This is a genomic window from Synechococcus sp. HK05 (assembly GCF_019104765.1).
Lineage (GTDB): Bacteria > Cyanobacteriota > Cyanobacteriia > PCC-6307 > Cyanobiaceae > Vulcanococcus.
The window spans coordinates 57,110-84,095 of sequence record NZ_JAHRXJ010000001.1 but is presented as its reverse complement, the minus strand read 5'-3'; the positions used below and the strand labels follow the sequence as shown (position 1 = coordinate 84,095).

Sequence of the window (26,986 nt, the reverse complement as noted above, 5' to 3'; positions counted from 1 at the left end):
CGGGTCAAGTCCCTGAAGGGTCAGCTCCTGGAGCCTGGCTCGTGAAGACCGGAGCGCAGAAACGCAAGGCTCTTTTGCACACGCTCGAGCTCATAGTCGGCCTTCACCTTGTGCTTCTCCAGGAGCTCCACACGCTTCAAGAGATCTTCCAGCAGCTTGTTCTGGAGTGACTCCACTTGGACCAGCCGCTTCTTCCTGTCAGGGTCTGGCGGTCCAACAGAAACCACTCCATCCAGCACGGCACCTTCTGTCTCCAGGTAAACCTCAGCCAGGCGCTCGAGAACCTTGGTGTACTGCTTTCCCTGCCGCCTGCAGAGATCCCTGAAGCGATCCAAGACTTCAGGCCTGAAATTTGCAGCGAAAGCCCCAGGACGCGACACAAGCAAGATTCGTATAGCCAGAACAATACACCTCCCTCCTCGCGTCCATTTCCCCGCTCAGCAACGAGTCTTTCCACCTTCGCCTCCCAGCCCTCCCGTCAGCACGACAACAGCCCCCTGGCATAGGCTCATATTGCAGAGCCTATACAACAGGCCCTCAACAGGGCTTGGGCGCCTCCGATCCACGCCGAGCGGCAGGCACAAAAAATGGGGCACGGACGTGCCCCAAAGGCGTTGCGATGACTGAATGGTGCGAGGGAAGAGGTCAGCCTCTTCCCGTCTGGCTTCAGTAGTCGAAGTCGCCGCCCATGCCGCCGCCGGCAGGAGCTGCTTCCTTCTTCTCGGGCAGATCAGCCACGATGCACTCGGTGGTGAGCACCATGCCGGCGATCGAAGCAGCGTTCTGCAGACCGGAACGGGTCACCTTGGCGGGGTCCACGATGCCGGCGGCCAGCATGTCGACGTACTCGCCGGTAGCAGCGTTGTAGCCCTCGGAGAAGGGCTTGTTCTTCACGTGCTCGGCTACCACAGAGCCGTTCACACCAGCGTTCTCAGCGATGCGCTTGAGAGGAGCGGTGAGGGCGGAAGCCACGATGGTGGCGCCGATCAGCTCTTCGCCGGAGAGGTTGGAGGCTGCCCACTGCTCGAGAGCAGGTGCCAGGTGGGCCAGGGTGGTGCCACCGCCAGGAACGATGCCCTCTTCAACGGCCGCCTTGGTGGCGTTGATGGCGTCTTCCAGGCGCAGCTTCTTGTCCTTCATCTCGGTTTCGGTGGCAGCGCCCACCTTGACCACAGCCACACCGCCGCTCAACTTGGCCAGACGCTCCTGCAGCTTCTCCTTGTCATAGGAGGAGTCGGTTTCGTCCATCTGCTTGCGGATCTGCTCGCAGCGGGCCTTCACAGCCACCTCGTTGCCTTCGGCCACGATGGTGGTGGTGTCCTTGTTGATGGTGATGCGGCGGGCGGTGCCCAGCATCTCCAGCTTGGCGTTCTCCAGCTTGAGGCCGGCGTCTTCGGTGATCAGCTGACCGTTGGTGAGAACGGCGATGTCCTCGAGCATGGCCTTACGGCGATCGCCGAAGCCAGGGGCCTTCACAGCAGCCACGTTGAGCACGCCGCGCAGGCGGTTCACCACCAGAGTGGCGAGGGCTTCCTTCTCAATGTCCTCGGCGATGATCAGCAGAGGCTTGCCGGTGCGAGCGATCTGCTCGAGCACGGGCACCAGATCCTGCACCAGGCCGATTTTCTTGTCGGTGAGGAGGATGTAGGGGTCCTCGAGCACCGCTTCCATGCGCTCGGTGTCGGTGGCGAAGTAGGGCGAGATGTAGCCCTTGTCGAAGCGCATGCCCTCGGTGACCTCCAGTTCGGTGGTCATCGACTTGCCTTCCTCGAGGGAGATCACACCCTCTTTGCCGACCTTGTCCATGGCGTCGGCGATCATGCGGCCCACCTCTTCGTCGTTGCCGGCGGAGATGGTGCCCACCTGAGCGATGGCGTTGGAGTCGCTGATCGGCTTGGCGTGCTCCTTGATCTTCTCAACCAGAAACTCGGCAGCCTTGTCGATGCCCTTCTTCAGGGTGATGGCGTTGGCGCCGGCGGCCACGTTGCGCAGACCGGCCTTCACCATGGCGTGCGCCAGAACGGTGGCGGTGGTGGTGCCGTCACCAGCAGCGTCGTTGGTCTTGGAGGCGGCCTGACGGATCAGGGCCACACCGGTGTTCTCGATGTGATCCTCGAGCTCGATCTCCTTGGCGATGGTGACGCCGTCGTTGATGATCTGAGGAGCGCCGAACTTCTTCTCCAGCACCACGTTGCGGCCCTTGGGACCCAGGGTCACGGCCACGGATTCGGCCAGGATGTCGATGCCTTTTTCGAGGGCGCGGCGGGCCTGCTCGTTGTAAATGATGCGCTTAGCCATGGAAGGCGGATCTCGCTGTTGAAACGGTTAAGGAAAATCTGAATCGCGGTGAGCGATCGCTCAGTTGACGACGGCCAGGATGTCCTTCTCGGACAGGAGCACGTACTCATCGGCGCCGAGCTTGATGTCGGTGCCGGCGTACTTGCTGTAAAGCACCTTGTCGCCCACGCTCACTTCGGGGGCCTGACGGGAACCGTCGTCGTTGCGCTTACCGGGGCCCACCTGCACCACTTCGCCCACCTGGGGCTTTTCCTTGGCGGTGTCAGGCAGAAGGATGCCGCCGGCGGTTTTCTCCTCAGACTCCGACACCTTGATGAAGATGCGGTCGCCGAGGGGCTTAACGGTGGAAACGCTGAGAGAAACAGCAGCCATGGATGGAATGCGATGAAAAAGGCGAAACCATTGGCATGGCGCCAGAGACGCTGCCAGGGTCGCGGCGTTGAAACGCCCGGCGGAGGGAGTTAGCACTCGCCTGCCGTGAGTGCCAAGGTATGAGGGCGGCAGGCCGCCGTTCAACTGCGGACCGGGGCGGTTGACCGAACAGCAGCTGCGGCCCTACCGAACCGAACGGGGTGGATGGCACGCAGTGGTAAGGTTGCGCCGCTTCGGAGCGGGTCTAGTCCCGCTGCGCGTCCCCAGCGACTTCTCCCATAAATGGCTGCTGCTACTGCCACCGGCACCAAAGGCATCATCCGGCAGGTGATCGGCCCGGTGATCGACGTTGAATTCCCGGCCGGCAAGCTGCCCAAGATCTATAACGCCCTCCGCGTGACGGGCAAAAACTCCGCCGGTCAAGACGTGGCTCTGACCGCCGAGGTGCAACAGCTCCTGGGTGACCACCGCGTCCGCGCCGTGGCCATGAGCAGCACCGACGGACTGGTGCGTGGCATGGAAGCCCTCGACACCGGCGCTCCGATCTCCGTGCCCGTGGGTGAAGCCACCCTGGGCCGCATCTTCAACGTGCTCGGCGAGCCCGTCGACGAGCAGGGTCCGGTGAACGCCACCGCCACGGCTCCGATCCACCGTGAAGCTCCCAAGCTCACCGACCTCGAAACCAAGCCCAAGGTGTTCGAGACCGGCATCAAGGTGATCGACCTGCTGGCTCCCTACCGCCAGGGCGGCAAGGTGGGCCTGTTCGGTGGTGCCGGTGTGGGCAAAACCGTGTTGATCCAGGAGCTGATCAACAACATCGCCAAAGAGCACGGCGGTGTGTCCGTGTTCGGCGGCGTGGGTGAGCGCACCCGTGAGGGCAACGACCTCTACGAGGAATTCAAGGAGTCGGGCGTGATCAACGCCGACGACCTCTCCAAGTCGAAGGTGGCCCTCTGCTACGGCCAGATGAACGAGCCCCCCGGCGCCCGTATGCGCGTGGGTCTGTCGGCTCTGACCATGGCCGAGCACTTCCGCGATGTGAACAAGCAGGACGTGCTGCTGTTCGTGGACAACATCTTCCGCTTCGTGCAGGCCGGTTCTGAGGTGTCGGCTCTGCTGGGCCGCATGCCTTCGGCTGTGGGTTACCAGCCCACCCTCGGCACCGACGTGGGTGAACTGCAAGAGCGCATCACCTCCACCCTGGAAGGTTCGATCACTTCGATCCAGGCCGTGTACGTGCCTGCGGACGACCTGACCGACCCCGCTCCCGCCACCACCTTCGCCCACCTGGACGCCACCACCGTGCTCAGCCGCGGCCTGGCATCCAAGGGCATCTACCCCGCTGTGGATCCCCTCGATTCCACCAGCACCATGCTCCAGCCCGCCGTTGTGGGTGACGAGCACTACCGCACCGCCCGTGCCGTGCAGTCCACCCTGCAGCGCTACAAGGAGCTCCAGGACATCATCGCGATTCTTGGTCTGGACGAACTGTCCGAAGACGACCGCCGCACCGTGGATCGCGCCCGCAAGATCGAGAAGTTCCTCTCCCAGCCCTTCTTCGTGGCTGAGATCTTCACCGGCATGCCCGGAAAGTACGTGAAGCTCGAGGACACCATCAAGGGCTTCAACATGATCCTGGCCGGTGAACTGGATCACCTCCCCGAAGCTGCCTTCTACCTGGTGGGCAACATCGATGAAGTGAAGGCCAAGGCCGCCAAGATCCAGGCTGACGCCAAAGGCTGATCCGGAGTCTTAACTGATGTCTCTCACCCTCCGCGTTCTGGCACCCGACCAGAGCGTCTTCGACGGCAACGCCGACGAAGTGATCCTGCCCAGTACCACCGGTCAGCTCGGCATTCTCCCCGGCCACGTCTCCCTCCTCACCGCCCTCGATTTCGGTGTGCTGCGGGTGCGTGAAGGCAATGGCTGGAAGGCCATCGCCCTCCAGGGTGGTTTTGCCGAAGTGGATGCCGACGAAGTGACGGTGTTGGTGAATGCTGCCGAGCTCGGCAGCAGCATCAACGCTGAAGCCGCCAGCAAGGAGCTGGATGCCGCCACCGCCGCTGTGGCCAAGTTCGAAGGCCAGCCCACCAGCACCGACAAGATCAAGGCCCAGCAGGAACTGGCGCGTGCCCGCGCCCGCGTGCAAGCCAGCAAGGCCTGATCCAGCCCACGCTTCATGATCGACAGCGCCCCCTCCGGGGCGCTTTTTTGTTGTTGCCTGCGAATTGCGCGCATGGGTGTTGGCCACGACCTGGGCATGCAGCTGAACCGGTGGCTGGCCGCGGATCCCGCCGGCCTGCGGCAATCGCGGGCGCTCACCAACCGGCTGATGGATGCCCTGGGGGCGAACGATGGTCTGCGAGGTCCCATCCGCGATCTCGCCAGCCAACCGCTGCTGCTGCAGGTGCTCCACAGCCAAGGCGCCGAGCAGCAATCGGCCCTGGCCAGCCTCAGCGCTCAGCTGCGGGCCACCTATGCACCAGCCGTACTGCAGGAGCTGCTCGATCTGCTGGAGGGCGCCACCGGTCAACTGCCGCCGCCTGATCGAAGCGCCGCCGATCCCCCTGCCGCGGCTCTACCAACGCCCATCCGCCTGCGGCTGCAGCTGGAGCGCTTCGGCCCGGGCCTGGCTCTCGCCGCCGCAGGCGCGCTGGTGTTCGCCTGGGTTGGCGCTGAACTGGATCGGGCCCTCTTCGAGGGCTGGGGCTGGAGCGGCGGGGTGGTGCTCGTGCTCGTGCTCGCTCTCCTGCAGGCACTCAGCCTTGGACCGCTCAAACAGCTGAAGCGGCACTGGCCGCTGCCCAGCGCCGAGGCCGCGCAGCCGCGGCAGGCCTGGCAATGGCTGAGCCAGGCCTGGATTCATGCCAATGACCTCGAAGCGATCCTCAACCTGATCCTGCTGCTGATCCTGTTGGGGGCTTCGCCGTTGCAGCTGGGGTCGGTGGTGCTCCGCTACTGCCTCACGGCCCTGGCCTGCCTGGGGCTGGCCGCCCTGTGCGCCGCACGCTGGCAGATCACACGCCGCTGGAGTGGGGCTTCCGGCGCCATCAGTGCCCTGATTGCCTTGGCGGCTGGCCTGAGCCTGCTGCACTGGCGCGTGTTCCGCTTCAGCAGCGCCGGCCTCGAGATCCCCGCCTGGGTGTTGCTGCTGGTGTACGGAGCCCTGCAGCTGGGTTGGCAGCTGCCGCGCCAGAACCCCGATGAGCGCAGCACGGCTCTGCAGCGGGTGCTGAGTAGCAGCTGGGGCTGGGGTTTGCTGCTGGGGCTCAGCTGGGCCGTGATCACCCGGATCCGGGAACTGCTGTAACCGCCTGCTGCATATAGCGGCCCCACAACTCCGCCACCAACGCTCCACTGGCGGCCTGGGCCGGGGTGTTGTCGTCGTTGCCCATCCAGATGGCAGTGAGCAGCTGGCTGGCCGGCGAGTACCCCACAAACAACACATCCACGCCGTTGTTGGTGGTGCCCGTTTTGCCGCGCGCATCAGGCACCAGCCCCGCCGCCCGGCCGGTACCGCCCTGCACCACCCCAGCCAGCAGCTCATCCATCGTGGCGGCAAGCTCCGGCGAGAGCAGCTGATGGGTCTGCTCACCGATCGGCACGGTGATGCCCCGCTGCGGACATTGCTCCAGGCTTTTGATCGAACCGCAGATGCCGAGGTCGTAGATGCGGCTCACGCCATGCATCGGCACCGAGCGGCCGCCATTGGCCACCACGGCATAGGCGCGTGCCAGCTCGTAGAGATAGGTTTCGCGGCCGCCCAGCATCGTGTTGTAGTCCGCATCGAGCGGGGTGGAAATGCCGAGGCGGCGAGCCAGCTTCAACACATTGCCCAGCCCGGCACGCTCCGCCAGGCGCAGGGCCACCACGTTTTCGGAGCGGGCAAACCCCTCCGCCACGCTGGTGCTGCCGCCGCCGCTGCGGCAGCCCGCCACATAGGCCAGCGGCGCACACGACACCGCATCAGCCGGCTTCACCCCGGCCGCGAGGGCCGCCAGGAAGGGAAACAGCTTGAACGTGGAGCCGGGCTGGCGCAGCGCCTGCACGCGATCAAAGCTGGAGCGGCCGTAGTCGCCACCACCCACATAGGCCAGGATGTCGCCGGTGGCGGTGTTCACCGTGATCAGGGCCCCCTGGCTGAGCCCTGCCGCCGCGGCCGGCCCCTCCAGAAAACGCTTGAGCTGATCCTGTGCCAGCTGCTGCAGCTTGGGATTGATCGTGCTGATCACGGCGTAATTGCCGGCCGCATCAGCGCTGCTCAGGTCGAGGCCAAAGCGTGTGCCTTCCAGTTCCCCCAGCACGTAGTCGCTGAAGAAGGGATAACTGCTGAAGGTGGATTCGCGGCAGGCCGAGGGATCGATGTTGAGCGGGCGGCGCTGGGCATCGATCAAGGCCTGATCGCTGAGCCAGCCCTGCTCGTGCATCAGCTTGAGCACAAGGTTGCGCCGCTCCAGCCCCGCTCCGGGATCCTCGAGATTGCAGGGGCTGTAGCCATTCGGGCTAGGCAGCAGGCCCACCAGGAAAGCCGCCTGGCCCACATCGAGCTCGCTGGCCGACTTGCGGAAATAGAGCTGGGAGGCCTGCTCGAAACCTTCGGTGCCCAGGCCCAGATAGGCGCGATCGAGATAGAGCTTGAGGATGCGGTTCTTGCTGAAGCCCACCTCCAGCTGCAGCGCCACCCACAGCTCCCTGAGCTTGCGGGTGAGGCTCACATCGCGGCCCACCTCGGGATAGACCATGCGAGCCACCTGCTGGGTGAGCCCGCTGCCGCCACCGGTGCCGAGCAGGGCCGAGCGCAGGGTGCCGAACAGATCGATGCCGCTGTTCCAGCCGAAGCGCGCCTCTTCGGAGGCCATCAACGCCTGGCGCAGATGCAGCGGGTACGACTGCAACGACGGCAAGGCGGTGGACGATCCCTCCCGGGCATCGATCTGGCGGCCATCGGCCGAGAAGATCTTCACCGGCCCGGAGATGGAGCGGATCTTGGAGCCGCCGCCAATGCTGGCGGCCACGAGCATGCCGCTCACCAGCAGGGTGGAGCCAGCCAAGGCCGCGACTCCCAGCAGCAGCACGGCCTGCTCGAGCGGGCTGCGTGGGTGGTGGTAGCGCAGTTCCGGCGCCTCACCCTTGAGCGGTGAGCCCAAGCGCACGGCATCACCATCGCGCAGCTGAATCCAGCGGATGCGGCGATCCCGGTGGAACAGCCCATTGGCGGAGTTGAAATCCTCGAGGGCGAACTCGCGATCGCTCGGGCGCTGCTTCTCGAGGATGGCGTGCACCCGGCTGAGCCCCGGCTCCGCCAAGGGGAGCTCACAGGCAGGATCGCGTCCCAAGCGATAGCGCTTGTTTTCAAGCACCAGCTCGCTCAGCTGGCGGCCACCAGCCCAGAGCTCCACCCGGGCCTGATGGGCGAGCAACAACGGCCACACCCTGGCGATCGCCGCCGGGCGCTCTCGCCACGGCCCCACACAAGCGGCCCGCGCCAGTTCAAGCCAGGCACGCCGCACCGGCACGGGCGCCAGGCGCTCTTTCAACGAAGCCAGATGCGATGCGGTGGCCAGGCGGGTGTTGCAGCCCGGCCATAGGCTACGGCCAGCCTTCAAGCGGATCGTTGCAGCGCCAACGGGACCCCTGGGAACCCTTCCGGCTGTGGCTGGCGTTCACGATCGGGCTGTACGCGATTCGCGCCTTCTTCGCCGCCACCTGGGTGGGGGCGATCCCCGGCTGGGTGCTGCTGGTGCTGGTGTTGATCGCCCTGGCCCTGGCCAGCAAGGCCCTGCTGTTTCCGGGAAGGGTGGTGCCCTACCGCGAGGGCGACGGCGGCTGGTGGAACGACCTGCGCGACGACTGGCAGCTGTGGTGGCGCCGCCGGCGCCAGCAACCATGAGCACCCCTGCTGCGCGGCTGGTACTGGCGGCGGATCGCCGCAAGGTGGCACCGCTGGATCCCGCCAATCCGCTCACCATCGGGCGCGCGGCCAGCAACAGCCTCTGCCTGACCAATCAGGAGGGGGTGTCTGAGCACCATGCCGTGGTGCGCTTCTCCCGCAGCCAGGGCTGGCTGGTGTGCAACTGGCAGAGCGATGACGGCACCTTTCTGGAAGGCCGCCAGGTGCATCAATGCAAGCGCCTGGAACACGGCGATGAAATCCGGCTCGGCCGCAATGGCCCGGTGCTGGTGTTCGAATCAGCCGCAGCAGTAAAGGCGGCAGCTGCCCCAGCTCCGGTGGCGGCCGCAGCCCCCCGCCACATCAGCGTTGGCGAGCAGCAGGTGGCCGTCGCCGACATCCGTTCGGCAGCTGTGCAGAGCCTGCCGCTGCACCCTCACATCTTCAGTTGGTGGCTGCTGCTCTGCCTGGGTGGCCTGCTGCTGCTGCCATTTCCGTTGGTGTTCTGGCCGCTGGAGGCTGGGGCGCTAGCAGGCTGGATCCTGATGGGTTCGCGCAAACAACATGCGTTGGTGCTGGTGCTGCGCGATGGGCGTGCCATACGCCATGGTTTCGCCAATCGCCGCACGGCTCTGGCCCACCGCAACGGCATCCGCCAGGCCATCGGCCAGGCCCCAACCTCCGCATGAACTGGTTGCTGCCCGAAGGCGCCAGCCTGCCCTTTGCCGGCTTGGAGCAGCCGCTGCTGATTGAGCGGGGGCTGGGGGGAGGCAGCCAAGGCCAGGTGTTCGCCGTGCAGCTCTGCGGAGAGCGCCTGGCTCTGAAGTGGTACTTCCCGGCCTGCATCGCCCGGGATCCACAGCTGCGGGAGCGGCTGCAGCAGAGCATCCGGCTCGGCGCCCCCAACCGTGATTTCCTCTGGCCCCTGGCGCTGCTGGATCCCATCCCCGCCAGCCTGGAGCGCTTCCCCGCAGCCGCCGGCGGCTTCGGCTACCTGATGGGCCTTCGCCCGGAGGCGTTTGTTGGTGCCCATCGCCACGCCGGCGGTGATCTGGCCATCAGCCTTCAGGGGGTGCTCAAGGCCTGTTTCCACCTGGCGGAGGCCTTCCACCAACTGCACCTCAAGGGCCTTTGTTACAAGGACGTTTCCCTGGGCAATCTGTTCCTCGAGCCCAGCAGCGGCGGGATCCTCATCTGCGACAACGACAACGTGGATGTGGATGGCCAGAGCAGCAGCAGCGTGCTCGGGACGCCTGGATTCATGGCGCCGGAAGTGCTGCTGGGCCAGGCCAAGCCGAGTGCCCGGAGCGATCTGTTTTCTCTGGCGGTGCTGCTGTTCCGCCTGCTCACCCGCCACGACCCCTTCCGGGGCCAGCGGGAACTGGCGATCCGCTGCCTGGATGAGCCCGCCCGCCGCCGCCTCTATGGCGATGAGGCCTTGTTCATCTTTGACCCCAACGACCCAAGCAACCGGCCGGATCCGATCGAGCACAGTGCCGCTCTGATCACCTGGCCCATCTATCCCGCCAGCCTGCAGCGTCTGTTTGTGCAGAGCTTCGGAGCGGGCCTGCGCCAGAGCGAGGAGCGCACCCTCACGGGCCAGTGGAAGCAGGCGATCAGCCAATGCCTCGATCAGCGCCAGCTCTGCAGCCACTGCGGCCAGGAAACGTTCCCCGCGCCGGAGGCACCGTGTAGCTGCTGGGGTTGCGGCACCCCTCTTTCAGCGCCGCTGCGCCTGCAGCTGCCCCATGGCCTGGTGTCCGCCGCAGCCGGCAACGAACTGCAACCACATCACTTCGATCCCTTAGTGGGCGAATCGATCCGCGAACCCCTGGCCCGGCTGGTGGCCCACCCCAGCGACCCCACCGTGCTGGGCCTGCAGAACCTGAGCACCAGCCGCTGGAGTGGACGCACCACCACGGGGCAAAGCATCGAGCTTGACCCCGGCAAAACCTGTAATCTCGCCGCCCTGCAGCAGCTCAACAGCAGCGCCGGAGCGATCCTGGTGCAACGCCCCTAAGCCATGCCCTTCCCCAACGTTCGGCTCAGCAACCGGCCGCTGCACTTCATCTACCTCTGCGATTGCAGCGGCTCAATGGCCGCCCAGGGCAAGATGCAGGCCCTCAACCAGGCCATCCGCCAATCCTTGCCGGGCATGGCCGAGGTGGCCCGCGAGAACCCTGAAGCGCGGGTGCTGGTACGGGCCGTGCGTTTTGCCGATCAGGCGGCCTGGCACCTGGCGGAACCCACCCCCGTGCAGCAGCTGCAGTGGCGCGATCTGGAGGCCGGCGGCATCACAGCGATGGGCGATGCCCTCAATCTGGTGGCCGATGCGCTGCAGTCACCGCCGATGGAAGAGCGGGCACTGCCGCCGGTGCTGGTGCTGATCTCCGACGGCCAGCCCACCGATGATTTCGATGCGGGGCTGGCCAACCTGATGCGGCGGCCTTGGGCCCAGAAAGCGGTGCGCCTGGCGATTGCCATGGGCCATGACGCTGATCTGGAGGTGCTGCAGCAGTTCATTGGTCCGGAGCCCTCGGGACGCGGCAAATCGCCGCGGCGGCCGCTGCAGGCGAGCAACGCCACCACCCTGGCCCAGTACATCCAATGGGCCTCCACCGCCGTGGTTGGGGCCGCCTCGATGCCCGCCAGTCGCGTGGCTGCAGCCGATGCGGGCACAGCAGCCAACAGCCCGGCCAACATCCCCCTGCCGGATCTGCCCCCCACGCTGCTGGATCCCAGCGACGACGTGGGCCCCCTGGTGTGGTGAGCCCGCGCTGGCAGCACCTGCAGGCCTGCAGCGTGATTGGCGCTGCCCATCGCCGCCAGCAAAAACCCTGCCAGGACGCCAGCCTGAGCGTGGAACTCAAGGGCCGCGGCGGCAGCCTGCAGCTGCTGGTGGTGGCCGATGGCCACGGCGGCAGTCGCTACCGGCTCAGCCACCGGGGCAGTGCCCTGGCCTGCCAGGTGAGCCAGGAAGCGGTGGCGCAGTGGCTAAGCGGCACACCCCTGACGGACCTGGAGCGCTGGCGGCAAGTGCTGGAGCAGGAGCTGCCCGCCGCGATACATCAGCGCTGGCTGGCAGCGATCGCTGCTGACTGGGCGCTACAGCCAGACGCCGAGCATGAAGCCTTCTCGCCCCTGCTTTATGGCAGCACCCTGGGGCTGGTGCTGCTGGCGCCGCAGTGGTGGGGCTGCACCGGCATCGGCGACTGGGATCTGAGCGCCATCGATCAACAGGGCCAAGCGACGCTGCTCAGCGAGGAGCGCGAGCACAGCGGCAGCGAAGCCACCGGCAGCCTCTGCCAGACCTTCGAGCAGCAGCTTTGGGGCGAGCGCACCCAGCTGCATCCGCTGGAGTCACATACCGATCTGCAGGCTCTGGTGCTCAGCACCGATGGCGTGCGCAAATCCTGCGCCACCGATGCCGACTATCTGCAGCTCTGCGCCGCCCTACTGGATGTACGCGATCGCCAGGAGCTGGAGCAGGGGCTCGCCCACATCACCGAGGCTGGCAGCGGCGACGACGTGTCGCTCGCCATCGCCCAGCGGGCTGCAAGGCCGAAGCGAAGGCGAAGCGGCGGCAGCACGCCGCCGCCGGGGTTGTGGCCCTTGCTCCTCTTAGTGCTGGCGGCGGCCGGTGTTGGCCTCGGGGCGTGGCGGATGGTGCGGCAGGAAACACCCCTGCAGGCCCAGGCACGCCAACTCTGTGCCAACCCCGAGCAGATCCCCAGCAACCTCAACCAACGCCGGGCGCAGTTCAACGCTCTACTCGAACAACCCCAGCTGGCCAGCCAGCTGCAACAACCCACCAGCCGCGATCCGCTCGGCGCCTTGATCGCTGCCAGCCAGAGCGGCCCCATCCCCGGCTGCGCCGCTCTGAACGCTGAGCTAAGCCGCCAATGGGAGCGGGCCCGCGCCACGGCCGTGCCGGCAAAGGGCAAGATGCCTGCAGCTGCAGCGCCTGCCGCAGCACCAACGAAACCGTGAACGATTACGCGCTCGGAGCCAATCTGCGCCGCCAGATCCTCAGCGATCTGGAGCGGGGCCTGCCCCTTGATGGACGCCGGCTTCAGGCCCTGGTGGGCGATTTCTGCGGCCAGAGCCAACTCGCCCTGCTGCCAGCTCTGAAATACCTGGTGCTTGCGCCGGGATTCAGCAGCGCCGCCAGCCAGCAACCACCCCTGCCCGCCGATGCACGCCTGCAGCTGCGGCTGCAGCAGGAACTCAACGAGGTGTTCGCCGCCCCCATCTGCACCCGCATGGATGCGGTGCTGCGCGGGCTGCTGGGTCTGCCGGAGGCCTACGCAGCAGCGCAGCCGGCATCTCCCTCGCCCAGCCCAACAGCTCCCATGTCCGTTCAGGACGAGCCGCCTCTAGGGGAGGAGATCGCAGAGGACGACAACAACGCCTACGAGCAGGATCTGGAACCTGCCGCGGGCCGTGGCGGCAGCAATGGGCTGGTAGCCGTGCTGAGCTTCATGGCCGGCGTGCTGGTGGTGGGTGTGGGTGGAGGCCTCGCCTGGCTGCTGCTGCAAACCACCCTTCCCAGCACCAACACGGCGAATAACCCGCGGCCGCAGCTACCCGGCGAACTCACCACCCCCAGCCCTGACACAACAACTGCCGAGGCACCACCGGCGCCGGATCTCAGCCAGCAGGCCAGCAACGATGCCGCCGCAGCGCAGGCGATCACCAGCGTGGAGCAGCTCTACAACGACCTCTCGCTGGGGAACATCCAGGCCGCGCGCCAACGCTTCAGCGGTGAAGCCGCCGATCAATTCGATCCGGCCTTCTTCCGCCAGTTTCAACGCGTGAGCGTGGACCACCTGCGCGAGCTCAGCCGCGACGGCAGCTTGATCACCCTGGAGGGGCTGGTGACCTTCGTATACCCAGATGGCACCAGCCAGAGCGAATCACGCCAGTTCACGGTGGAAACGGCCACCGAGCCGGCCCTGATCACCGGCAGCAGCTTCGGCCAGGTGACCCGCGGCCGGCAGTAACGCCAAAGCCACGCGCCCAAGGGCCAGCCAATAAAAAAGCCCCCTGACGGGGGCAGCTGAATCGCAAGACCACTGAAACGATCAAGCGGTCCCGCAGAAGGTGACATCGGGGAACTTGAGCTTGGCCTCCTCGAGGCTCTTGCCCTTGCCCTCTTCCTGCCAATAGTTGATCACCTCGGTGGCCTTGTTGAGGATCTCAACGCGCTCGTTGTCGGTGATCCAGCTCTTGCCCTCGAGCTCAGTTTTGAGGGTTTCCCAGGCGTCTTCGCGGGGCCAGAAGAAGTAGGAGGTGAGGGGGCTGGGGCCGCCACCCACGATCTGGTCCACAGCCAGGGCCACGTTGTCGGGCAGCCACAGGATCTTCACCAGGAAGCGACCCTCATCCGCCTTCGGGGTGCGGCCGGAGGGAACGCCGTTTTCGTCGATGGTGGCGGCAGCCAGAACAGCACTGGCACCACGCAGCACGGGACGGCCTTCGGTGGTGTCCTCCGAGGAAACCTCAGGGGCGGCGGTCGCCACGGCGCTCTCAGCGCTCTCTGTGCTCATGGTGTCAGCGCTCAAGGCTTAATCACAAACAACTAACCTACCAGCCGCTGTTTCCAGGCCCCTGAGTCCCCGCGCTGTTCTGCTGTTCGACATCGACGGCGTGATCCGGGACGTGGGCGGTAGCTACCGCAGGGCCATCGTGGAAACGGTGCAGCACTACAGCGGTGTGCGGCCTGAGCCCTCCGCCATCGACTCCCTCAAGGCCGAGGGCTGCTGGAACAACGACTGGGACGCCTCGCTCGAACTGCTGCGCCGGGGCGGCCTGGCGGAGTTGCCGGCGTTTGAAGCGCTGGTGGAGGTGTTTAACGGCTTTTATTTCGGCGGCGACCCCGAGGGCGATCCAGGGGCCTGGCAGGGCTTCATCGGCACGGAGCCCCTGCTGGTGGAGCCCAGCTTCTTTGATGAGTTGAGCGGCGCCGGCGTGGCTTGGGGCTTTGTGAGCGGCGCCGAACCGCCCTCCGCCCGCTTTGTGCTGGAGCAGCGCCTGGGGCTGAACAACCCACCGCTGATCGCCATGGGCGACGCCCCTGACAAACCCGATCCCACGGGCTTCCTGCGCCTCGCCGCTGAACTGAGCGGCGGCCTTGGTTCAGGCGGACTACCGGTGGCCTATCTGGGCGACACCGTGGCCGATGTGCTCACCGTGCAGCGCGCCCGCCAGCAGCAGAGTGCACAAACCTTCCTCAGCTTGGCGGTGGCACCACCCCACCTGCAGGCACCCGAGGCCGCCGAGCGCCGCAGCCGCTACGAAGCGCAGCTGCTGGAGGCCGGGGCGGATGCCGTGATCCCCAACACAACGGCCGTTCTGACCGCGCTCGAGCAGGCACTGCCCTAGCGCTCCATCGCCACCGGGGCCTTGAGCGCCGCGGCAGTGAGGTTCTCGTGGCCGTGCTCGGTCACCGCCACGTCGTCTTCGATGCGGATGCCGATGCCCTTCCAGCGCTCCTCGATGGCGGGTTGGCCCTCCGGCACCGGCAGGCGATCGCTCACATAAAGCCCGGGCTCCACGGTGAGCACCATGCCGGGCTCCAGCGCCACGTGGTGCTCACCCAGGCGGTAAGCACCCACGTCGTGCACATCGAGGCCGAGCCAGTGGCCGGTGCGGTGCATGTAGAGGTGGCGATAGGCACCCTGCTCGATGATCCCGTCCACCTCGCCGGCGAGCAGACCCAGCTCCACGAGGCCTGCCACCAGCTGCCGCACAGCGGTGTTGTGCACGGCCTCGGCGGTTTGCCCTGGCGCCACAGCGGCTACTGCCGCCTCCTGGGCCGCCAGCACCAGCTCATAGAGGGCCCGCTGTTCACCGCTGAAGCGGCCATTGATCGGGAAGGTGCGGGTGATGTCTCCGTTGTAGTAGTCGTTGAGGGAGCAACCGGCGTCGATCAGGAGCAGATCGCCGTCGCGCAGCTCGGCGTTGTTGGCGGTGTAATGCAACACGCAGGCGTTGTCTCCACCGGCAACGATCGAGTTGTAGGCCGCACCGCGGGCGCCCTGCTCCAGGAAGTGCTGCTCGATCACGGCTTGCACCTGGCGCTCGTTCAACCCCGGGCGCACCACTTGGCGCGCGAGTTCGTGGGCTTCCGCTGAAATCCGAGCGGCCTCGCGCATGCGATCGAGCTCCTCAGGGCTCTTGCGCAGCCGCAGGCCATGGAGCAGGGGGCAGGGGGCCACAAGCCCGAGGGCGGCGGCGCCGCTGCGGGGCGCACGATCCAGCTGCCCAGCCCAGGCCTGCAGCACCAGCGGCTCCACCGCCGGATGTTTGCCCACGCGGAAGGCGATGCCCTCGGCACCGCTCAGATACTCCGGAAGCCGCTGGGCCAGTTCACTGCGGGGATGGGCCAGATCAGCACCGAACTGCTCCACGGCCCCCTCGCAGCCCCAGCGGAAGCCGTTCCACACCTCAGCGCTGGGCTCCTTGGGGTTCACGAACAGCACATAGCGCTCCCCCTCCGGCCTGTGGGGCAGGAACAGCGCCACCGCATCGGGCTCATCGAAGCCGGTGAGATACCAGAAATCGCTGCTTTGGCGGAACGGCCACTCGCAATCGGCGTGGTGGGTCACCAGCGGTGCAGCGGGGATCACCGCCGCAGCCCCACCGAGGGCCTGAAAGAAGCGGATGCGGCGCTCGGCATACACGGCTGGACTGATCAGCATGGAAGCGAGCGGGGCTGAGCGCGACGATGGCACAACCGCTTCAATGCATGGCGTTCTCACCGCCGCCCTTGCGTTCCCCCTCCACCGCCGAGCGCTGCGAGCTGCTCCTGGGCGAGTGGCGCAGCGAGCTGCGGCTGAGCGACCGCGAACGCAGCGCCCTGGGCCCGGAGCTGCAGGCGCTCGACCAGCAATTGCGAGCTCTCAAACAGCGGCGGCTGCGGGTGGCGGTGTTCGGCCGCGTGGGCGTGGGCAAATCCAGCCTGCTCAATGCGCTGCTGGAGGAGCAGGCCTTCGCCACCGATGTGGCCCACGGCTGCACCCGCAGCCAGCAGCGCCGCCCCTGGCGCGTGCGCATCCCCGGGATCGCCGGCGTCGACCTGGTGGACACCCCCGGCATCGATGAGATCGCCGCCAAGGCCCGACAGCGCCTGGCGGCGCGGGTGGCCGTGGGTGCTGATTTGGTGCTGCTGGTGCTCGACAGCGACCTCACCACCCCGGAAGCTGAAGCCCTGGAACACCTGCTGGCAGCGGGCAAACCCGTGCTGCTGGTGCTCAACCGCATCGATTGCTGGCCAGCAGACGAACGCGAGGGCTTGATCAGCAGCATCCGCCGGCGCTTGCCTCCGGGGCACCGCGATCTGGAGCTGTTGGCGGTGGCCTCGGCGCCACGGCAGGCCGTGGTGCTGAACGATGGCCGGGTGCGCAGTGAACCGATGCCGCCTCAGGTGGCACCCCTGCGCCGGGCTCTGGTCGAGCTGCTCAGCCAGCACGGTGCACTGCTGTTGGGCCTCAACGGCCTGCGGGCCGCGGATCGCTTTGCCCAGCGGTTGCACCAATGGCGCTTGCGCCGCGGCAAAGACAACGCCCAGGCCCTGATCGGCCGCTACGCCGCCCTCAAAGCCACCGGTGTGGCGGCCAATCCCTTGCTGCTGCTGGATCTCGCCGGCGGCATCGCCCTCGACACCGCCCTGGTGGTGCAGCTCTGTGAGCTCTATGGCCTTGAGCTGGGGGGCGGCGGCGCCCGCGCTCTCCTCACCCGACTGTCGGCGCAGAACGCTCTACTGGGCGGCACCCAACTGGGTATCCAGCTGCTGCTCGGGGGGCTGCGCCAGGTGCTGCTGCTGGCGGCCCCCCTGAGCGGCGGTCTCAGCCTGGCGCCGGCGGCACCGGTGGCCCTGGCCCAGGCGGCGCTGGCGGTGCACACCACCCGGCTCACGGGCCGTCTGGCGGCCGCCGAACTGCTGCGCAGCGCCGAACGGGGGCGACTGCGCCCTGCCTCCCTGCTGCGGCGCCTAGCCCGCCAGGACCCTCAGGCCCGGGCCTGGTTGCAGCAGTGGCAGGAGCAGAGCAACCGGCCCGCAGCGCTGAAACCACTGCTGCCATGAGCGCAACGCCCAGCCTGGCCCTGTTCGGCACCAGCGCCGATCCCCCCACCGAAGGCCACCGGGCACTACTGGAGGGTCTGGCCGAGCACTACGGACAGGTCGCCACCTGGGCCAGCGACAACCCGTTCAAACAGCACGGTGCACCGCTGGAGCTGCGGGCACAGCTGCTGGGGGCGCTGGTGAAGGCCATCGGCGATCCACGCATCCAACACGCTCAGGAGCTCAGCAATCCTCGGGCGTTGATCACCCTGGAGCGGGCGGCCGAGCGCTGGCCGGATCAGGCGCTGGTGTTTGTGGTGGGAGGCGATCTGGCCGGGCAGGTGCCGAGCTGGTGGAAGGCCGCTGAACTGCTGCAGCGCTGCCGCCTGGCCGTGGTGCCGCGGCAAGGATTTGGCTTGGATCCAACGGCCCTGGAGGCCATCCGCAGCCTGGGCGGTCAGCCGGAGCTGCTGAACCTACCGGTGCCCGCCACCGCCAGTTCAGCGATCCGCCGCCACCCCAGCCCCGAACAGGTGCCAGCTGGGTTGTGGGCGGAACTGGTTCGTCACAATCTCTATGGCCTGGGGCAGCCGCCCTCCCGCACGCTCCGCTAACTGATGCGCCTCGCCCTCGCCCAGATCAATCCGCTGGTGGGCGACCTGACCGGCAACGGCGCCCAGCTGCTGGAGGCCTGCCAAGCCGCAGCGAGCCAGGGAGCCGATCTGGTGATCGCGCCGGAGCTCGCCCTCTGGGGCTATCCCCCCCGCGATCTGCTGCTGCGCCCGGCCCTGCGGCGGCAGCAGCAGCAGGTGCTTGATCAGCTGGCCGAACAACTCCCTGAGGGGCTGGCCCTGCTGCTGGGCGTGAGCGAACCCGCCAGCGACGGCCAGCAGCCCGATCTGTTCAACAGCGCTGCCCTGGTGGAGCGGGGCCACTGGCGAATCGTGGCGCGCAAACGGCTGCTGCCCAGCTACGACGTGTTTGATGAGCGCCGCTACTTCCGTCCCGCCGATGCGCCCTGCCTGCTGGAGCTGCAGGGCGGCGGCCGCCCCTGGCGCCTTGGGATCACGATCTGCGAAGACCTCTGGGTGGAGGAAGAGCTGCACCCGCAGCGGCTGCTGGGGGCCGACCCCGTGGCGGATTTGCAGGCGCTCCAGCCCGACCTGCTGATCAACCTCTCGGCCTCACCCTTTGGGGACGGCAAAGCCAAGCTGAGGCGGGAGCTGGCGGCGGCGGCGGCGCGGCGCCTGCACTGCCCGGTGGCGTATGTGAACCAGGTGGGTGGCAACGACGAACTGGTGTTTGACGGCGGCAGCTTTGTGGCGACCGCCAACGGCGACGTGCCCTGCCAGCTGGCCTTCGCCAAGAGCGACCTGCACCTGTGGGACGCCACACCAGCGGCCCCGGGCGCGAGCCCGCAAGCAACTCCCGAGTTGCCAGATCCAAACGAGCTGCTCGTGCGCACCCTGGTGTTGGGAGTGCGCGATTACGCCCGCAAATGCGGCTTCGGCAAGGCGCTGCTGGGGCTCAGCGGCGGCATCGATTCTGCCCTCGTCGCCGTGATCGCTGCAGCAGCCCTGGGGCCCGACAACGTTCAAGCCCTGTTGATGCCTTCACCCTGGAGTTCGCTGGGATCGATCAACGACTCCCTGGCCCTCGCCAATCGCCTCGGCATGGCAACCCACACCGTGCCGATCGAGGCCCTGATGAACAGCTTCGACTCCGCGCTGACGCCCCCTCTCGGCGGTGCACCCGCAGGCCTCACCGCTGAAAACCTGCAATCGCGCATTCGCGGCACCCTGCTGATGGCCGTGGCCAACCAACAGGGCCAGCTGCTGCTCGCCACCGGCAATAAATCAGAACTGGCCGTGGGCTACTGCACCCTCTATGGCGACATGAATGGCGGCCTGGCCGTGATCGGAGACCTCTACAAAACCGGTGTTTTCCGCCTCTGCGCCTGGCTGGATTCAACGGCAGCCGCACACTGCCGGCAGGAGCTGGGGCTCCCGCCGGATGGCGAGCTGGTGGGCCGCGCCATTCGCGACAAGCCACCGAGCGCGGAGCTGCGGCCCGATCAACGAGACAGCGATTCACTGCCCGACTACAGCGTGCTCGACCCGCTGCTCGAAGCACTGCTGGAACAGCACCTGAGCCCAGACGATCTCGTGGCCCGCGGCGTCGATCGAGCCCAGGCCGATCGGGTGATGCAGCTGCTGCGTCGCGCAGAGTTCAAGCGCCGCCAGGCCCCGCCTGTGCTCAAGCTCGGCAAACGTTCCTTCGGCAGCGGATGGCGCATGCCGATCGCGGCGGCCTGAACGTGGCCATCCCGGATCGGCGGCGCCAAGCTGATCACTGACCCGTTCTCGCTCCCGCCCCATGGCCGGCTCCATCGCCCCGATCGCCAGCATCGGCGTGCCGCGGGAGATCAAGCCCGATGAACGGCGGGTGGCCCTCACCCCCGATGCCGTGCGGGAGCTGGTGAGTCATGGCCTGCAGGTGCGGATCGAGCAAGGCGCTGGGGAAGGCGCCGGCATCAGCGATGCGGTCTTCGAAGCTGCCGGAGCGGCTGTGGTGGATCAGGCGGAAGCCTGGGCCGCCCATCTGGTGGTGAAGGTGAAGGAGCCGCAGCCAGAGGAGTTCGGCTTTCTGCGGCCGGATCTGGTGCTGTTCACCTACCTGCACCTGGCGGCCTATCCCGCCGTAGGCAGAGCCCTGCTGCAGGCCGGCACCACCGCCATCGCCTATGAAACGGTTCAACTGGCCGATGGCAGCCTGCCGCTGCTGGCGCCGATGAGTGAGATCGCCGGCCGCCTGGCCGCCCAGGTGGGGGCCCATCTGCTGGAGCAACCCCACGGCGGGCGCGGGGTGCTGATGGGGGGCTGCACCGGGGTGCGTCCGGCGCGGGTGGTGGTGCTTGGCGCCGGCAGCGTGGGCTGGAATGCCGCGCGCCTGGCCGCCGCTATGGATGCGGAAGTGTTCCTGCTCGATCTCTCCCCGGAGCGGCTGCGCCGGCTGGAGGGACAGCGCCAGGGCCGACTGGTGAGCCTGGTGAGCAGCCGCGGGCTGCTGGAGCGGCTGGTGCCCTCAGCCGATCTGTTGATCGGCGCGGTGCTGCTGCCCGGCGATCGCGCCCCAACCCTGGTGGATGAAGCCCTGGTGGCACAGATGCAAGCGGGCTCGGTGATCGTGGATGTGGCGATCGATCAAGGCGGCTGCATCGCCACCAGCCGCGAAACCACCCACACCGATCCAGTGGTGCGCATCCACGGGGTGCAGCACTACGCGGTAGGGAACATGCCCGGGGCCGTTCCCTTCACCTCCACCGAGGCCCTGGTGAGTGTCACCCTTCCTTACATCGCGGCGGTGGCCGGGCGGGGGTTGGTGGAGGCCGTCACCGAGCGGCCGGAGCTGGTTTCGGGGCTCAACACCGTGGCGGGGTCGGTGTGTCATCCGGGTGTGGCCAAAGCGCTTGGCCTGCCCACGCGCCATCCGATGGCCTGCCTGAGCTGACATCCAGAGTGGAAGAGATTGTGAGCAGGCGGGGATCCCCTCCGACCGCCATCCATAGGTTGAAGGCACGGCCCATCCCACGCCATGGCCTATTGCCGCGCCCTCGTTCCCTTCCACAGCTCCCACTCACCCGGTGAGCTCCTGCGCCCGCTGCTCGAACAGCTGGGGCTGGAGGTGGAGCAACCCGACCACCGCACCCTGATGGCCTTCGAGCGACCCTGCTCCGGCCGCCGCGTGAACGATTACGTGCGTGTCTGGGCCGACTGGAGCGACATCGCCAGCACCGGGGAGCTCTGGCTGGAAACCCTCAGCGGTGAATGCATGGCCCGATCCAGCACCCGCTGCGCCTCGGTGCTCGATCGCATCTGCACGGGCCTCAATCGCTGAGCTCCAGCGCCTCCAGGTAAAGCCAGGCCCCATCGGGCCGGCCGCCCTCACGGCCAAAGCGGGAGCATTCCCGCAACACACCGGGCTGACCGCCGGCGCTGTAGTGGGCTGCGAAGGTCACGGTGCCGTGCAGATCATCCGGCCCACCGGCTTCAGTAGCAAGGATCTCCAGGCGGCGCCAGCGCAGCTGACGGCAGCTGGCCTCCAGGGAGCGGCGGCGCTCGCGGATCGGTTGCAGCGAAGGTTGCGTGCGCAGCAGGTGATCGATCTCGGCCAAGGCAAAGGCGCTGTAACGCGAACGCATCAGCTGTTCGGCTGTGGCGGCGGCCTGCTCCTGGCGATGCAGCGGGCGGCAGCAGCAGCCATAGGTGGCGCCGCCGCAGGGGCACGGCTGCTCGGGGGGCAGCCCCGCTTGAGCACCGAAACCAGCCATCAGGACCGATCCCGCAAACCAGGCAACGGCCGGCGCAGGGCCGACGGAGCAATGCCCTCGCGCAGGGCCAGCACCAGACCCGCGGCCTCGCTGTAACCGGCGGCCGGGATCACCTCCAACCCCAGCGCTTCAGCAGACACCTCCAACAGGCAGGGGTTCGCGACCGCGATCACCGGAATGCCACGTTCGGCGCAGGCCAACACGGCCGCCCCCCCCAGGGCGCCAGCCGGAGCGATCACGGCACCCACCGCCTCGATCCCGAGCGCCGCTGACCCTGTTGCCGCCGGCACCAGATCCGGCGCCCGGCTCAGGCCCACCAGCACGCAGGGCAGGAAGGTGAAGCCCAACTCCTCACCGGCCGCTCGGGGATCGAGATCGGGATCCAGGGGTAGCGGACTGAGCGCTGGGGCATGGGCACAGGGCAGACCCAACTCGCGACTCAGCAAATGACTGATTACCGCTTCCGCACCGGCAAGGGCATCCACGCCGCTGCCCTGCCGGTACGCAGCCAGAGCCTCGCTATCAGGGTCATCGGGGAAGCGCGCCACCACAGCGATCGCCGTGGCACCAGCGGCCTTGAGCTGCCGGCCAGCTCGCAACAGCGCCTCTGGTTGACCGAGCTGCCCCCAGCTCACCCCACTGGCACCCAGGCTGAGGCTCACGTCCAGCGGGCGATCGGTGGTCACTACCGGCCCCACATCCAGACCGAGGGTGGCGCGGCAGCCATCGGCCACCTGCAGATGCCTGTGGCGTAGCTCCGGCTCGATGCCCGCATCCAGGAGCAGCCCCACCCGTTGCTGCCGCACCGGCTGCAACGCCAACTCACCCGCCGCAAAGCGATCAAGGCTGGAGCCCTCCACGTAGTGGATGCGCGGATCACTCCAATAGAGCGCTGCGCCATTCATCACATTGGGGTGGGTGATCAAACAGCCGCTGGCCGCCGCCAGCAAGCGAGCCGCCGGGAGCGCATCACCGGCATAACCACCCACAGCGCAGCCGATGCCGGTGGGGATCACCAACAGGGTGGGGAGTGCTGGCGCTGGACTCATCAGCCCCCGTCCTGTTGATGATCCCCAGTGCTGAGCACCACGGCCTCGATCTGCAGCAACGGCGGCTGATCCGGGCGCTGCCGCACGGCTGTGATCGCCCAGCGCAAAGGGGTGCCGTGAACGGCCACGGCCGCCTCAATCTGGGCGCGCAGGGAGCCGCTCTGGCGCTCCAACTCCAACAGCAAGGGCCGCAGCTGGCCGCTGCTCACTTCTGGTACTGACCGAACTGGGCTTCATAAAGCGCGTCTTCCTGGCCGGCGGTGAGCTTGAGGTTGCTGCGGGGGAAGGCCACGCACAGCAGCGCATAGCCCTGCTCCTGCAGCTCAGCCTTCACGCCCATGGCATCGGGCTGGTGCACGCTGCCCTCATGGATGCGGGCGGCGCAGGTGGTGCACACGCCGGAGCAGCAGGAGCTGGGCAGATCAACACCGGCCGCCTCGGCTGCTGCCAACACGGTTTGCTCAGCACTGCAGCTGAAGCTGTGGCTGGTGCCGTTGATCTCGCACTCAACGGTGTAGGTGTCGCTCATGGGGCGCAGCGGCAGCTGGGGCTCGTGGCCGTTCATTGTCTCGGATCGCGGAACCGCTAGGCGGGCGCGCCCACCTCACTCCACTGGCCCGGATGGGGAGCGAGATACTCCGGTGGCGCTGGATCCCCGGGCGCGGCCAGCGGCGCAGTCAGCGCCAAATCGAAGGCGAGTGACAGGCGCAGGTCGCCTTCGTCCTCATTGGGCGTCACAGCGTGGTCGGTGCTAGCTGGGAACAGCACCAGCAGACCTGCCTGCGGTGCCACATCCAGCCATGGGGCGTTCCACTGGCGGCCGCCGGCCGAGGCGCCATCGATCGGCCCGCCATGACCCACCGCCAAACCCGGCACCAATTCATTCGGCTGCCGCGGCGGAAAGAGCCGCAGGCAACCACAGCGGCCACTGCCATCGCCGTTGAGATACAGCACCGCACTCAGATGAGCGTTGGGGTGGTGATGACGCCCCACCACCTGCCCCGCCTCACTCACCACCGGCCAGGCCCGCTGCACATGCAACGCCACGCTGCCGGCACGAAAACCGAGCTGCTCGAGATAGCTCCAGGCCTGCCGCTCCACCTCAGCCGTAATCGCCGCAAACGCCTCAAGCCGATGCAGCTGCCAGATCCCATTGATATCCCCCGTCCACGCACATCCAGGCTCAGGGTTGCCTTCCGCGTCTCCCCGCAACGCCAACACCTCCTGCATCAAGAGCGCCAGATCCCACGGATCCAGCCGCAGCTGAACCCGCGCCAACGCCAACGGAAACAACCCCTGCAATTCCATGCGCACCAGCCGCTCCTGTTCATCCTCCCCGCCAACACACCCCCACGCCCAGCCAGCAAAAAACCTCGCCGGGAAGGTCGCATCCGCGAAGCGGCAGCGACCGACCGACGAGGCTTTTTGCTGGCTGCGAGCGCTCAGGCCATGGCAGCCGCACCACCCACCACTTCCAGGATCTCCTGGGTAATGGCGGCCTGGCGGGCCTTGTTGTAGTCGAGGGTGAGGGTCTTGGCGAGCGCCTTGGCGTTGTCGCTGGCGTTGTTCATGGCCGTCATCCGGCTGGCCAGCTCAGAAGCGGCAGCTTCCTGGAGGGAACGCAGCAGCTGATTCTGGAGATACAGCGGCAGCAGAGCATTCAGCAGCTGCTCCGGAGTCTGCTCAAACACCAGATCAGACGGAAGCGCTGGCTGATCGTTGGCCACCTTGCCGGTCTCCACACCGAGCTGACCATCACGGGTGGTGAGACGGAAGATCTCATCATCCGGGCTGGCGATGCCCTGGGGATCCAGGGGCAGCAGAGTCTGCGAGACCGGCTTGGAGCTCACCAAGTTGATGAACTTGGTGAAGATGATCTCCACGCGATCGGTGCTGCCAGACAGAAACTCAGCGAGGACTTCCTCGGCAATCTGGCCGGCTTCAGCAGCGTTGGGCACCTGCTCGAGCCCCATGAAGGTGGCACGAATGGTGTACTGGCTGGCGCGATTCTGGAAGTAGGTGGCGACTTTGCGGCCGATCAGCACCAGATCCACGGTGTAGCCCTGAGCGGTGAGCTCAGCGTGACGCTGTTCCGTGCGTTTGATGATGTTGGCGTTGTAGCCACCGCACAGACCGCGATCACCAGTGACCGCGAGCAAGGTGATGGTGTTCACCTCGCGGCTCTCCAGCAGGGGAGCATCCACCGATTCGAACTGCATGCGGGTCTGGAGGTTTTCCAGAATCCGAGCCAGCCGGTCGGCGAACGGCCGGCTGCGCAGCACTTGCTCCTGGGCACGACGCACTTTGGCGGCGGCCACCAGGCGCATGGCCTCGGTGATCTTGCGGGTGTTCTTAACCGAACTGATCCTGTCGCGGATCTCCTTGAGGTTCGCCATGGAAGGGGTTCTCCGGGTTAACCGTCAGGATCAGGCCGCAGCCAGCATCGACGACTTCACTTCGTTGATGGCGTCCTTGAGCATCGCTTCAGACTCTTCGCTGAGCTGCTTCTCGGTCTGCACCTTGTTGATGAAATCGGCCTTGTTGGTCTTGAGGTATTCGCGCAGTTCGCGGCAGAACTGCACCACAGACTCCACGGGCACCTCATCGATCAGACCCTTCACACCGGCATACACCACGGCAACCTGCTCAGCCAGGATCAGGGGGCTGAACTGGGGCTGCTTGAGGATCTCGCGCAGACGCTTACCGCGGGCCAGCTGCTGCTGGGTGGCGGCATCCAGGTCGGAGGCGAACTGGGAGAAGGCAGCCAGTTCATCGAACTGAGCCAGCTCCAGCTTGAGGGTGCCAGCGATCTTCTTGATCGCCTTGGTCTGGGCGGCACCACCCACGCGGCTCACGGAGATACCCACGTTGATGGCGGGGCGCAGACCGGAGTTGAACAGGTCGGAGCTCAGGAACACCTGACCGTCGGTGATCGAAATCACGTTGGTTGGGATGTAGGCCGACACGTCACCAGCCTGAGTTTCGATGATCGGCAGGGCGGTCATCGAGCCCTTACCCATGGCGTCGCTCAGCTTGGCGGCGCGCTCGAGCAGACGGCTGTGGCAATAGAACACGTCGCCGGGGTAGGCCTCACGACCGGGGGGACGACGGAGGAGCAGCGACATCTGGCGGTACGCCTGAGCCTGCTTGGTGAGGTCGTCATAGATGACGAGGGTGGCCTTGCCCTTGTACATGAAGGACTCAGCAATGGCAGCGCCGGTGTAGGGAGCCAGGTACTGCAGAGCAGCCGACTCAGAGGCGTTCGCGGCCACAACGATGGTGTAGTCGAGGGCGCCCTTCTCGCGCAGCACTTCCACCACGTTGGCGACGGATGCAGCCTTCTGGCCCACAGCCACGTAGACGCAAACGACGTCTTCGCCCTTCTGGTTGATGATCGTGTCGATCGCGATGGCGGTCTTGCCGGTCTGGCGGTCGCCAATGATCAGCTCGCGCTGGCCACGACCGATGGGGATCATCGCGTCGATGGCGGTGATGCCGGTCTGCATAGGCTCATGCACCGACTTGCGCTGGATGATGCCAGGCGCCATCGACTCGATCAGACGGGTCTCGCTGGTGGCGATGTCGCCCTTGCCATCGATCGGCAGACCCAGGGGGTTAACCACGCGACCGAGCATGGCGTCGCCCACGGGCACGGAGGCGATCTTGCCGGTGGCCTTCACCGTGCTGCCTTCCTGAATACCCCGGCCCTCGCCCATCAGCACCGCGCCGACGTTGTCGTCTTCGAGGTTCAGAGCGATGCCCTCGGTGCCGTCTTCGAACTGCACCAGCTCACCAGCCATGACCTGATCCAGGCCATAAATGCGGGCGATACCGTCGCCGATCTGCAGAACGGTGCCGACGTTGCTGACGGAAACCGACTTGTCGTAATCAGCGATCTGTTGCTTGAGGATCGCGCTGATCTCGTCGGGGCGGATGGAAACCATGGGAGGCGAGAAAGATGAGGACGAGGGGTGAGGAGG

The 26,986-nt window shown here is 66.8% G+C and carries 28 protein-coding genes; 15 read left to right on the top strand and 13 right to left on the bottom strand.

All coding sequences use genetic code 11. The annotated features are described in order from the left end of the window. Positions 1 to 20: 20 nt before the first annotated feature. The 3 genes from KUL97_RS00430 to groES all read right to left on the bottom strand — a co-directional run bounded on the left by KUL97_RS00430 (position 21) and on the right by groES (position 2,670). The gene (locus KUL97_RS00430) at positions 21 to 335 is read right to left on the bottom strand and encodes a hypothetical protein (protein WP_254896024.1); all 315 of its coding nucleotides are present in this window, start codon (positions 333 to 335) and stop codon (positions 21 to 23) included. 331 nt (positions 336 to 666) lie between these two features. Beyond that, entirely contained in the window at positions 667 to 2,298 is a 1,632-nt protein-coding gene (groL, locus tag KUL97_RS00425; RefSeq protein ID WP_217794713.1) for a chaperonin GroEL, read from the bottom strand. 60 nt (positions 2,299 to 2,358) lie between these two features. After that, the gene (groES, locus tag KUL97_RS00420) at positions 2,359 to 2,670 is read right to left on the bottom strand and encodes a co-chaperone GroES (protein ID WP_217794711.1); all 312 of its coding nucleotides are present in this window, start codon (positions 2,668 to 2,670) and stop codon (positions 2,359 to 2,361) included. Positions 2,671 to 2,952: 282 nt separating this feature from the next. On the opposite strand from groES, the gene atpD reads away from it, so the two are divergent. From atpD to KUL97_RS00405, 3 genes are all read left to right on the top strand, one after another. Next, positions 2,953 to 4,413 (top strand): F0F1 ATP synthase subunit beta, encoded by a 1,461-nt coding sequence (gene atpD, locus KUL97_RS00415; RefSeq protein WP_217794709.1) that lies wholly within the window; start codon positions 2,953 to 2,955, stop codon positions 4,411 to 4,413. Between the two features lie 16 nt (positions 4,414 to 4,429). Continuing rightward, positions 4,430 to 4,834, top strand: a complete 405-nt coding sequence (gene atpC / locus KUL97_RS00410; RefSeq protein WP_217794707.1) for an ATP synthase F1 subunit epsilon — start codon at positions 4,430 to 4,432, stop codon at positions 4,832 to 4,834. 72 nt (positions 4,835 to 4,906) lie between these two features. Next, a complete protein-coding gene (locus KUL97_RS00405) occupies positions 4,907 to 5,980 on the top strand; it encodes a rhomboid family intramembrane serine protease (RefSeq protein ID WP_217794705.1) in 1,074 nt (357 codons plus the stop codon). Here the strand turns inward: KUL97_RS00405 and KUL97_RS00400 are convergent. Further along, positions 5,955 to 8,207, bottom strand: coding sequence for a transglycosylase domain-containing protein (locus KUL97_RS00400; RefSeq protein ID WP_254896023.1), 2,253 nt, complete (start codon positions 8,205 to 8,207; stop codon positions 5,955 to 5,957). The two genes, KUL97_RS00405 and KUL97_RS00400, sit on opposite strands and share 26 nt — an antisense overlap. 77 nt (positions 8,208 to 8,284) lie before the next feature. Between KUL97_RS00400 and KUL97_RS00395 the strand changes: the two genes are divergently transcribed. The 6 genes from KUL97_RS00395 to KUL97_RS00370 are packed head-to-tail and all read left to right on the top strand — an operon-like array spanning position 8,285 to position 13,563. Further along, positions 8,285 to 8,560 carry a hypothetical protein gene (locus KUL97_RS00395; RefSeq protein ID WP_217794703.1) on the top strand — a complete coding sequence of 92 codons (276 nt, stop codon included), beginning with the start codon at positions 8,285 to 8,287 and terminating at the stop codon, positions 8,558 to 8,560. Next, positions 8,557 to 9,249 carry an FHA domain-containing protein gene (locus tag KUL97_RS00390; protein ID WP_217794701.1) on the top strand — a complete coding sequence of 231 codons (693 nt, stop codon included), beginning with the start codon at positions 8,557 to 8,559 and terminating at the stop codon, positions 9,247 to 9,249. The genes KUL97_RS00395 and KUL97_RS00390 overlap by 4 nt, the downstream gene beginning before the upstream one ends. Then, positions 9,246 to 10,580, top strand: a complete 1,335-nt coding sequence (locus KUL97_RS00385; protein ID WP_217794699.1) for a protein kinase — start codon at positions 9,246 to 9,248, stop codon at positions 10,578 to 10,580. The genes KUL97_RS00390 and KUL97_RS00385 overlap by 4 nt, the downstream gene beginning before the upstream one ends. A 3-nt stretch (positions 10,581 to 10,583) precedes the next feature. Continuing rightward, complete coding sequence (locus KUL97_RS00380) at positions 10,584 to 11,330, top strand: VWA domain-containing protein (RefSeq protein ID WP_217794697.1); 747 nt, start codon at positions 10,584 to 10,586, stop codon at positions 11,328 to 11,330. Continuing rightward, positions 11,327 to 12,550, top strand: coding sequence for a protein phosphatase 2C domain-containing protein (locus KUL97_RS00375; RefSeq protein WP_217794695.1), 1,224 nt, complete (start codon positions 11,327 to 11,329; stop codon positions 12,548 to 12,550). Before KUL97_RS00380 ends, KUL97_RS00375 begins: the two co-directional genes overlap by 4 nt. Further along, on the top strand, positions 12,463 to 13,563 hold the full coding sequence (locus KUL97_RS00370; RefSeq protein ID WP_217794693.1) for a hypothetical protein: 1,101 nt from the start codon (positions 12,463 to 12,465) through the stop codon (positions 13,561 to 13,563). The genes KUL97_RS00375 and KUL97_RS00370 overlap by 88 nt, the downstream gene beginning before the upstream one ends. Before the next feature lie 81 nt (positions 13,564 to 13,644). Here KUL97_RS00370 and KUL97_RS00365 read toward each other — a convergent pair whose 3' ends face one another. Next, a complete protein-coding gene (locus tag KUL97_RS00365; protein WP_217794690.1) occupies positions 13,645 to 14,124 on the bottom strand; it encodes a 30S ribosomal protein PSRP-3 in 480 nt (159 codons plus the stop codon). Positions 14,125 to 14,170: 46 nt separating this feature from the next. On the opposite strand from KUL97_RS00365, the gene KUL97_RS00360 reads away from it, so the two are divergent. Then, a complete protein-coding gene (locus KUL97_RS00360; RefSeq protein ID WP_217794952.1) occupies positions 14,171 to 14,944 on the top strand; it encodes a TIGR01548 family HAD-type hydrolase in 774 nt (257 codons plus the stop codon). Here KUL97_RS00360 and KUL97_RS00355 read toward each other — a convergent pair. After that, entirely contained in the window at positions 14,941 to 16,263 is a 1,323-nt protein-coding gene (locus tag KUL97_RS00355) for an aminopeptidase P N-terminal domain-containing protein (protein WP_217794688.1), read from the bottom strand. The genes KUL97_RS00360 and KUL97_RS00355 overlap by 4 nt on opposite strands. Positions 16,264 to 16,289: 26 nt before the next feature. Here KUL97_RS00355 and KUL97_RS00350 point away from each other — a divergent pair, with 26 nt between their 5' ends. The 5 genes from KUL97_RS00350 (at position 16,290) to KUL97_RS00330 (ending at position 21,524) form a co-directional block, all read left to right on the top strand. After that, complete coding sequence (locus KUL97_RS00350) at positions 16,290 to 17,648, top strand: DUF697 domain-containing protein (RefSeq protein ID WP_254896022.1); 1,359 nt, start codon at positions 16,290 to 16,292, stop codon at positions 17,646 to 17,648. After that, positions 17,645 to 18,241: a nicotinate-nucleotide adenylyltransferase gene (locus tag KUL97_RS00345; protein ID WP_217794686.1), complete on the top strand. Its 597-nt coding sequence runs from the start codon at positions 17,645 to 17,647 to the stop codon at positions 18,239 to 18,241. Before KUL97_RS00350 ends, KUL97_RS00345 begins: the two co-directional genes overlap by 4 nt. Before the next feature lie 3 nt (positions 18,242 to 18,244). After that, entirely contained in the window at positions 18,245 to 19,942 is a 1,698-nt protein-coding gene (locus KUL97_RS00340; RefSeq protein WP_217794684.1) for an NAD+ synthase, read from the top strand. Positions 19,943 to 20,003: 61 nt separating this feature from the next. Next, on the top strand, positions 20,004 to 21,137 hold the full coding sequence (ald, locus tag KUL97_RS00335; protein WP_217794682.1) for an alanine dehydrogenase: 1,134 nt from the start codon (positions 20,004 to 20,006) through the stop codon (positions 21,135 to 21,137). 84 nt (positions 21,138 to 21,221) lie between these two features. Beyond that, positions 21,222 to 21,524, top strand: coding sequence for a hypothetical protein (locus KUL97_RS00330; RefSeq protein WP_217794680.1), 303 nt, complete (start codon positions 21,222 to 21,224; stop codon positions 21,522 to 21,524). On the opposite strand, the gene KUL97_RS00325 is transcribed toward KUL97_RS00330, so the two are convergent. From KUL97_RS00325 to atpA, 7 genes are all read right to left on the bottom strand, one after another. Then, the gene (locus KUL97_RS00325; protein ID WP_217794679.1) at positions 21,514 to 21,957 is read right to left on the bottom strand and encodes a YchJ family protein; all 444 of its coding nucleotides are present in this window, start codon (positions 21,955 to 21,957) and stop codon (positions 21,514 to 21,516) included. The two genes, KUL97_RS00330 and KUL97_RS00325, sit on opposite strands and share 11 nt — an antisense overlap. Then, on the bottom strand, positions 21,957 to 23,006 hold the full coding sequence (locus tag KUL97_RS00320) for a DUF3326 domain-containing protein (protein ID WP_217794677.1): 1,050 nt from the start codon (positions 23,004 to 23,006) through the stop codon (positions 21,957 to 21,959). The genes KUL97_RS00325 and KUL97_RS00320 overlap by 1 nt, the downstream gene beginning before the upstream one ends. Continuing rightward, positions 23,006 to 23,215, bottom strand: coding sequence for a hypothetical protein (locus tag KUL97_RS00315; RefSeq protein WP_217794675.1), 210 nt, complete (start codon positions 23,213 to 23,215; stop codon positions 23,006 to 23,008). Before KUL97_RS00315 ends, KUL97_RS00320 begins: the two co-directional genes overlap by 1 nt. Continuing rightward, entirely contained in the window at positions 23,212 to 23,535 is a 324-nt protein-coding gene (locus tag KUL97_RS00310) for a 2Fe-2S iron-sulfur cluster-binding protein (protein ID WP_217794673.1), read from the bottom strand. Before KUL97_RS00310 ends, KUL97_RS00315 begins: the two co-directional genes overlap by 4 nt. Positions 23,536 to 23,591: 56 nt before the next feature. Further along, the gene (locus KUL97_RS00305) at positions 23,592 to 24,314 is read right to left on the bottom strand and encodes a TIGR02466 family protein (protein ID WP_217794948.1); all 723 of its coding nucleotides are present in this window, start codon (positions 24,312 to 24,314) and stop codon (positions 23,592 to 23,594) included. 134 nt (positions 24,315 to 24,448) lie between these two features. After that, the gene (locus tag KUL97_RS00300; protein ID WP_217794671.1) at positions 24,449 to 25,402 is read right to left on the bottom strand and encodes a F0F1 ATP synthase subunit gamma; all 954 of its coding nucleotides are present in this window, start codon (positions 25,400 to 25,402) and stop codon (positions 24,449 to 24,451) included. A gap of 30 nt (positions 25,403 to 25,432) precedes the next feature. Then, positions 25,433 to 26,950, bottom strand: a complete 1,518-nt coding sequence (gene atpA / locus KUL97_RS00295) for a F0F1 ATP synthase subunit alpha (protein ID WP_217794669.1) — start codon at positions 26,948 to 26,950, stop codon at positions 25,433 to 25,435. Positions 26,951 to 26,986: the final 36 nt, after the last annotated feature.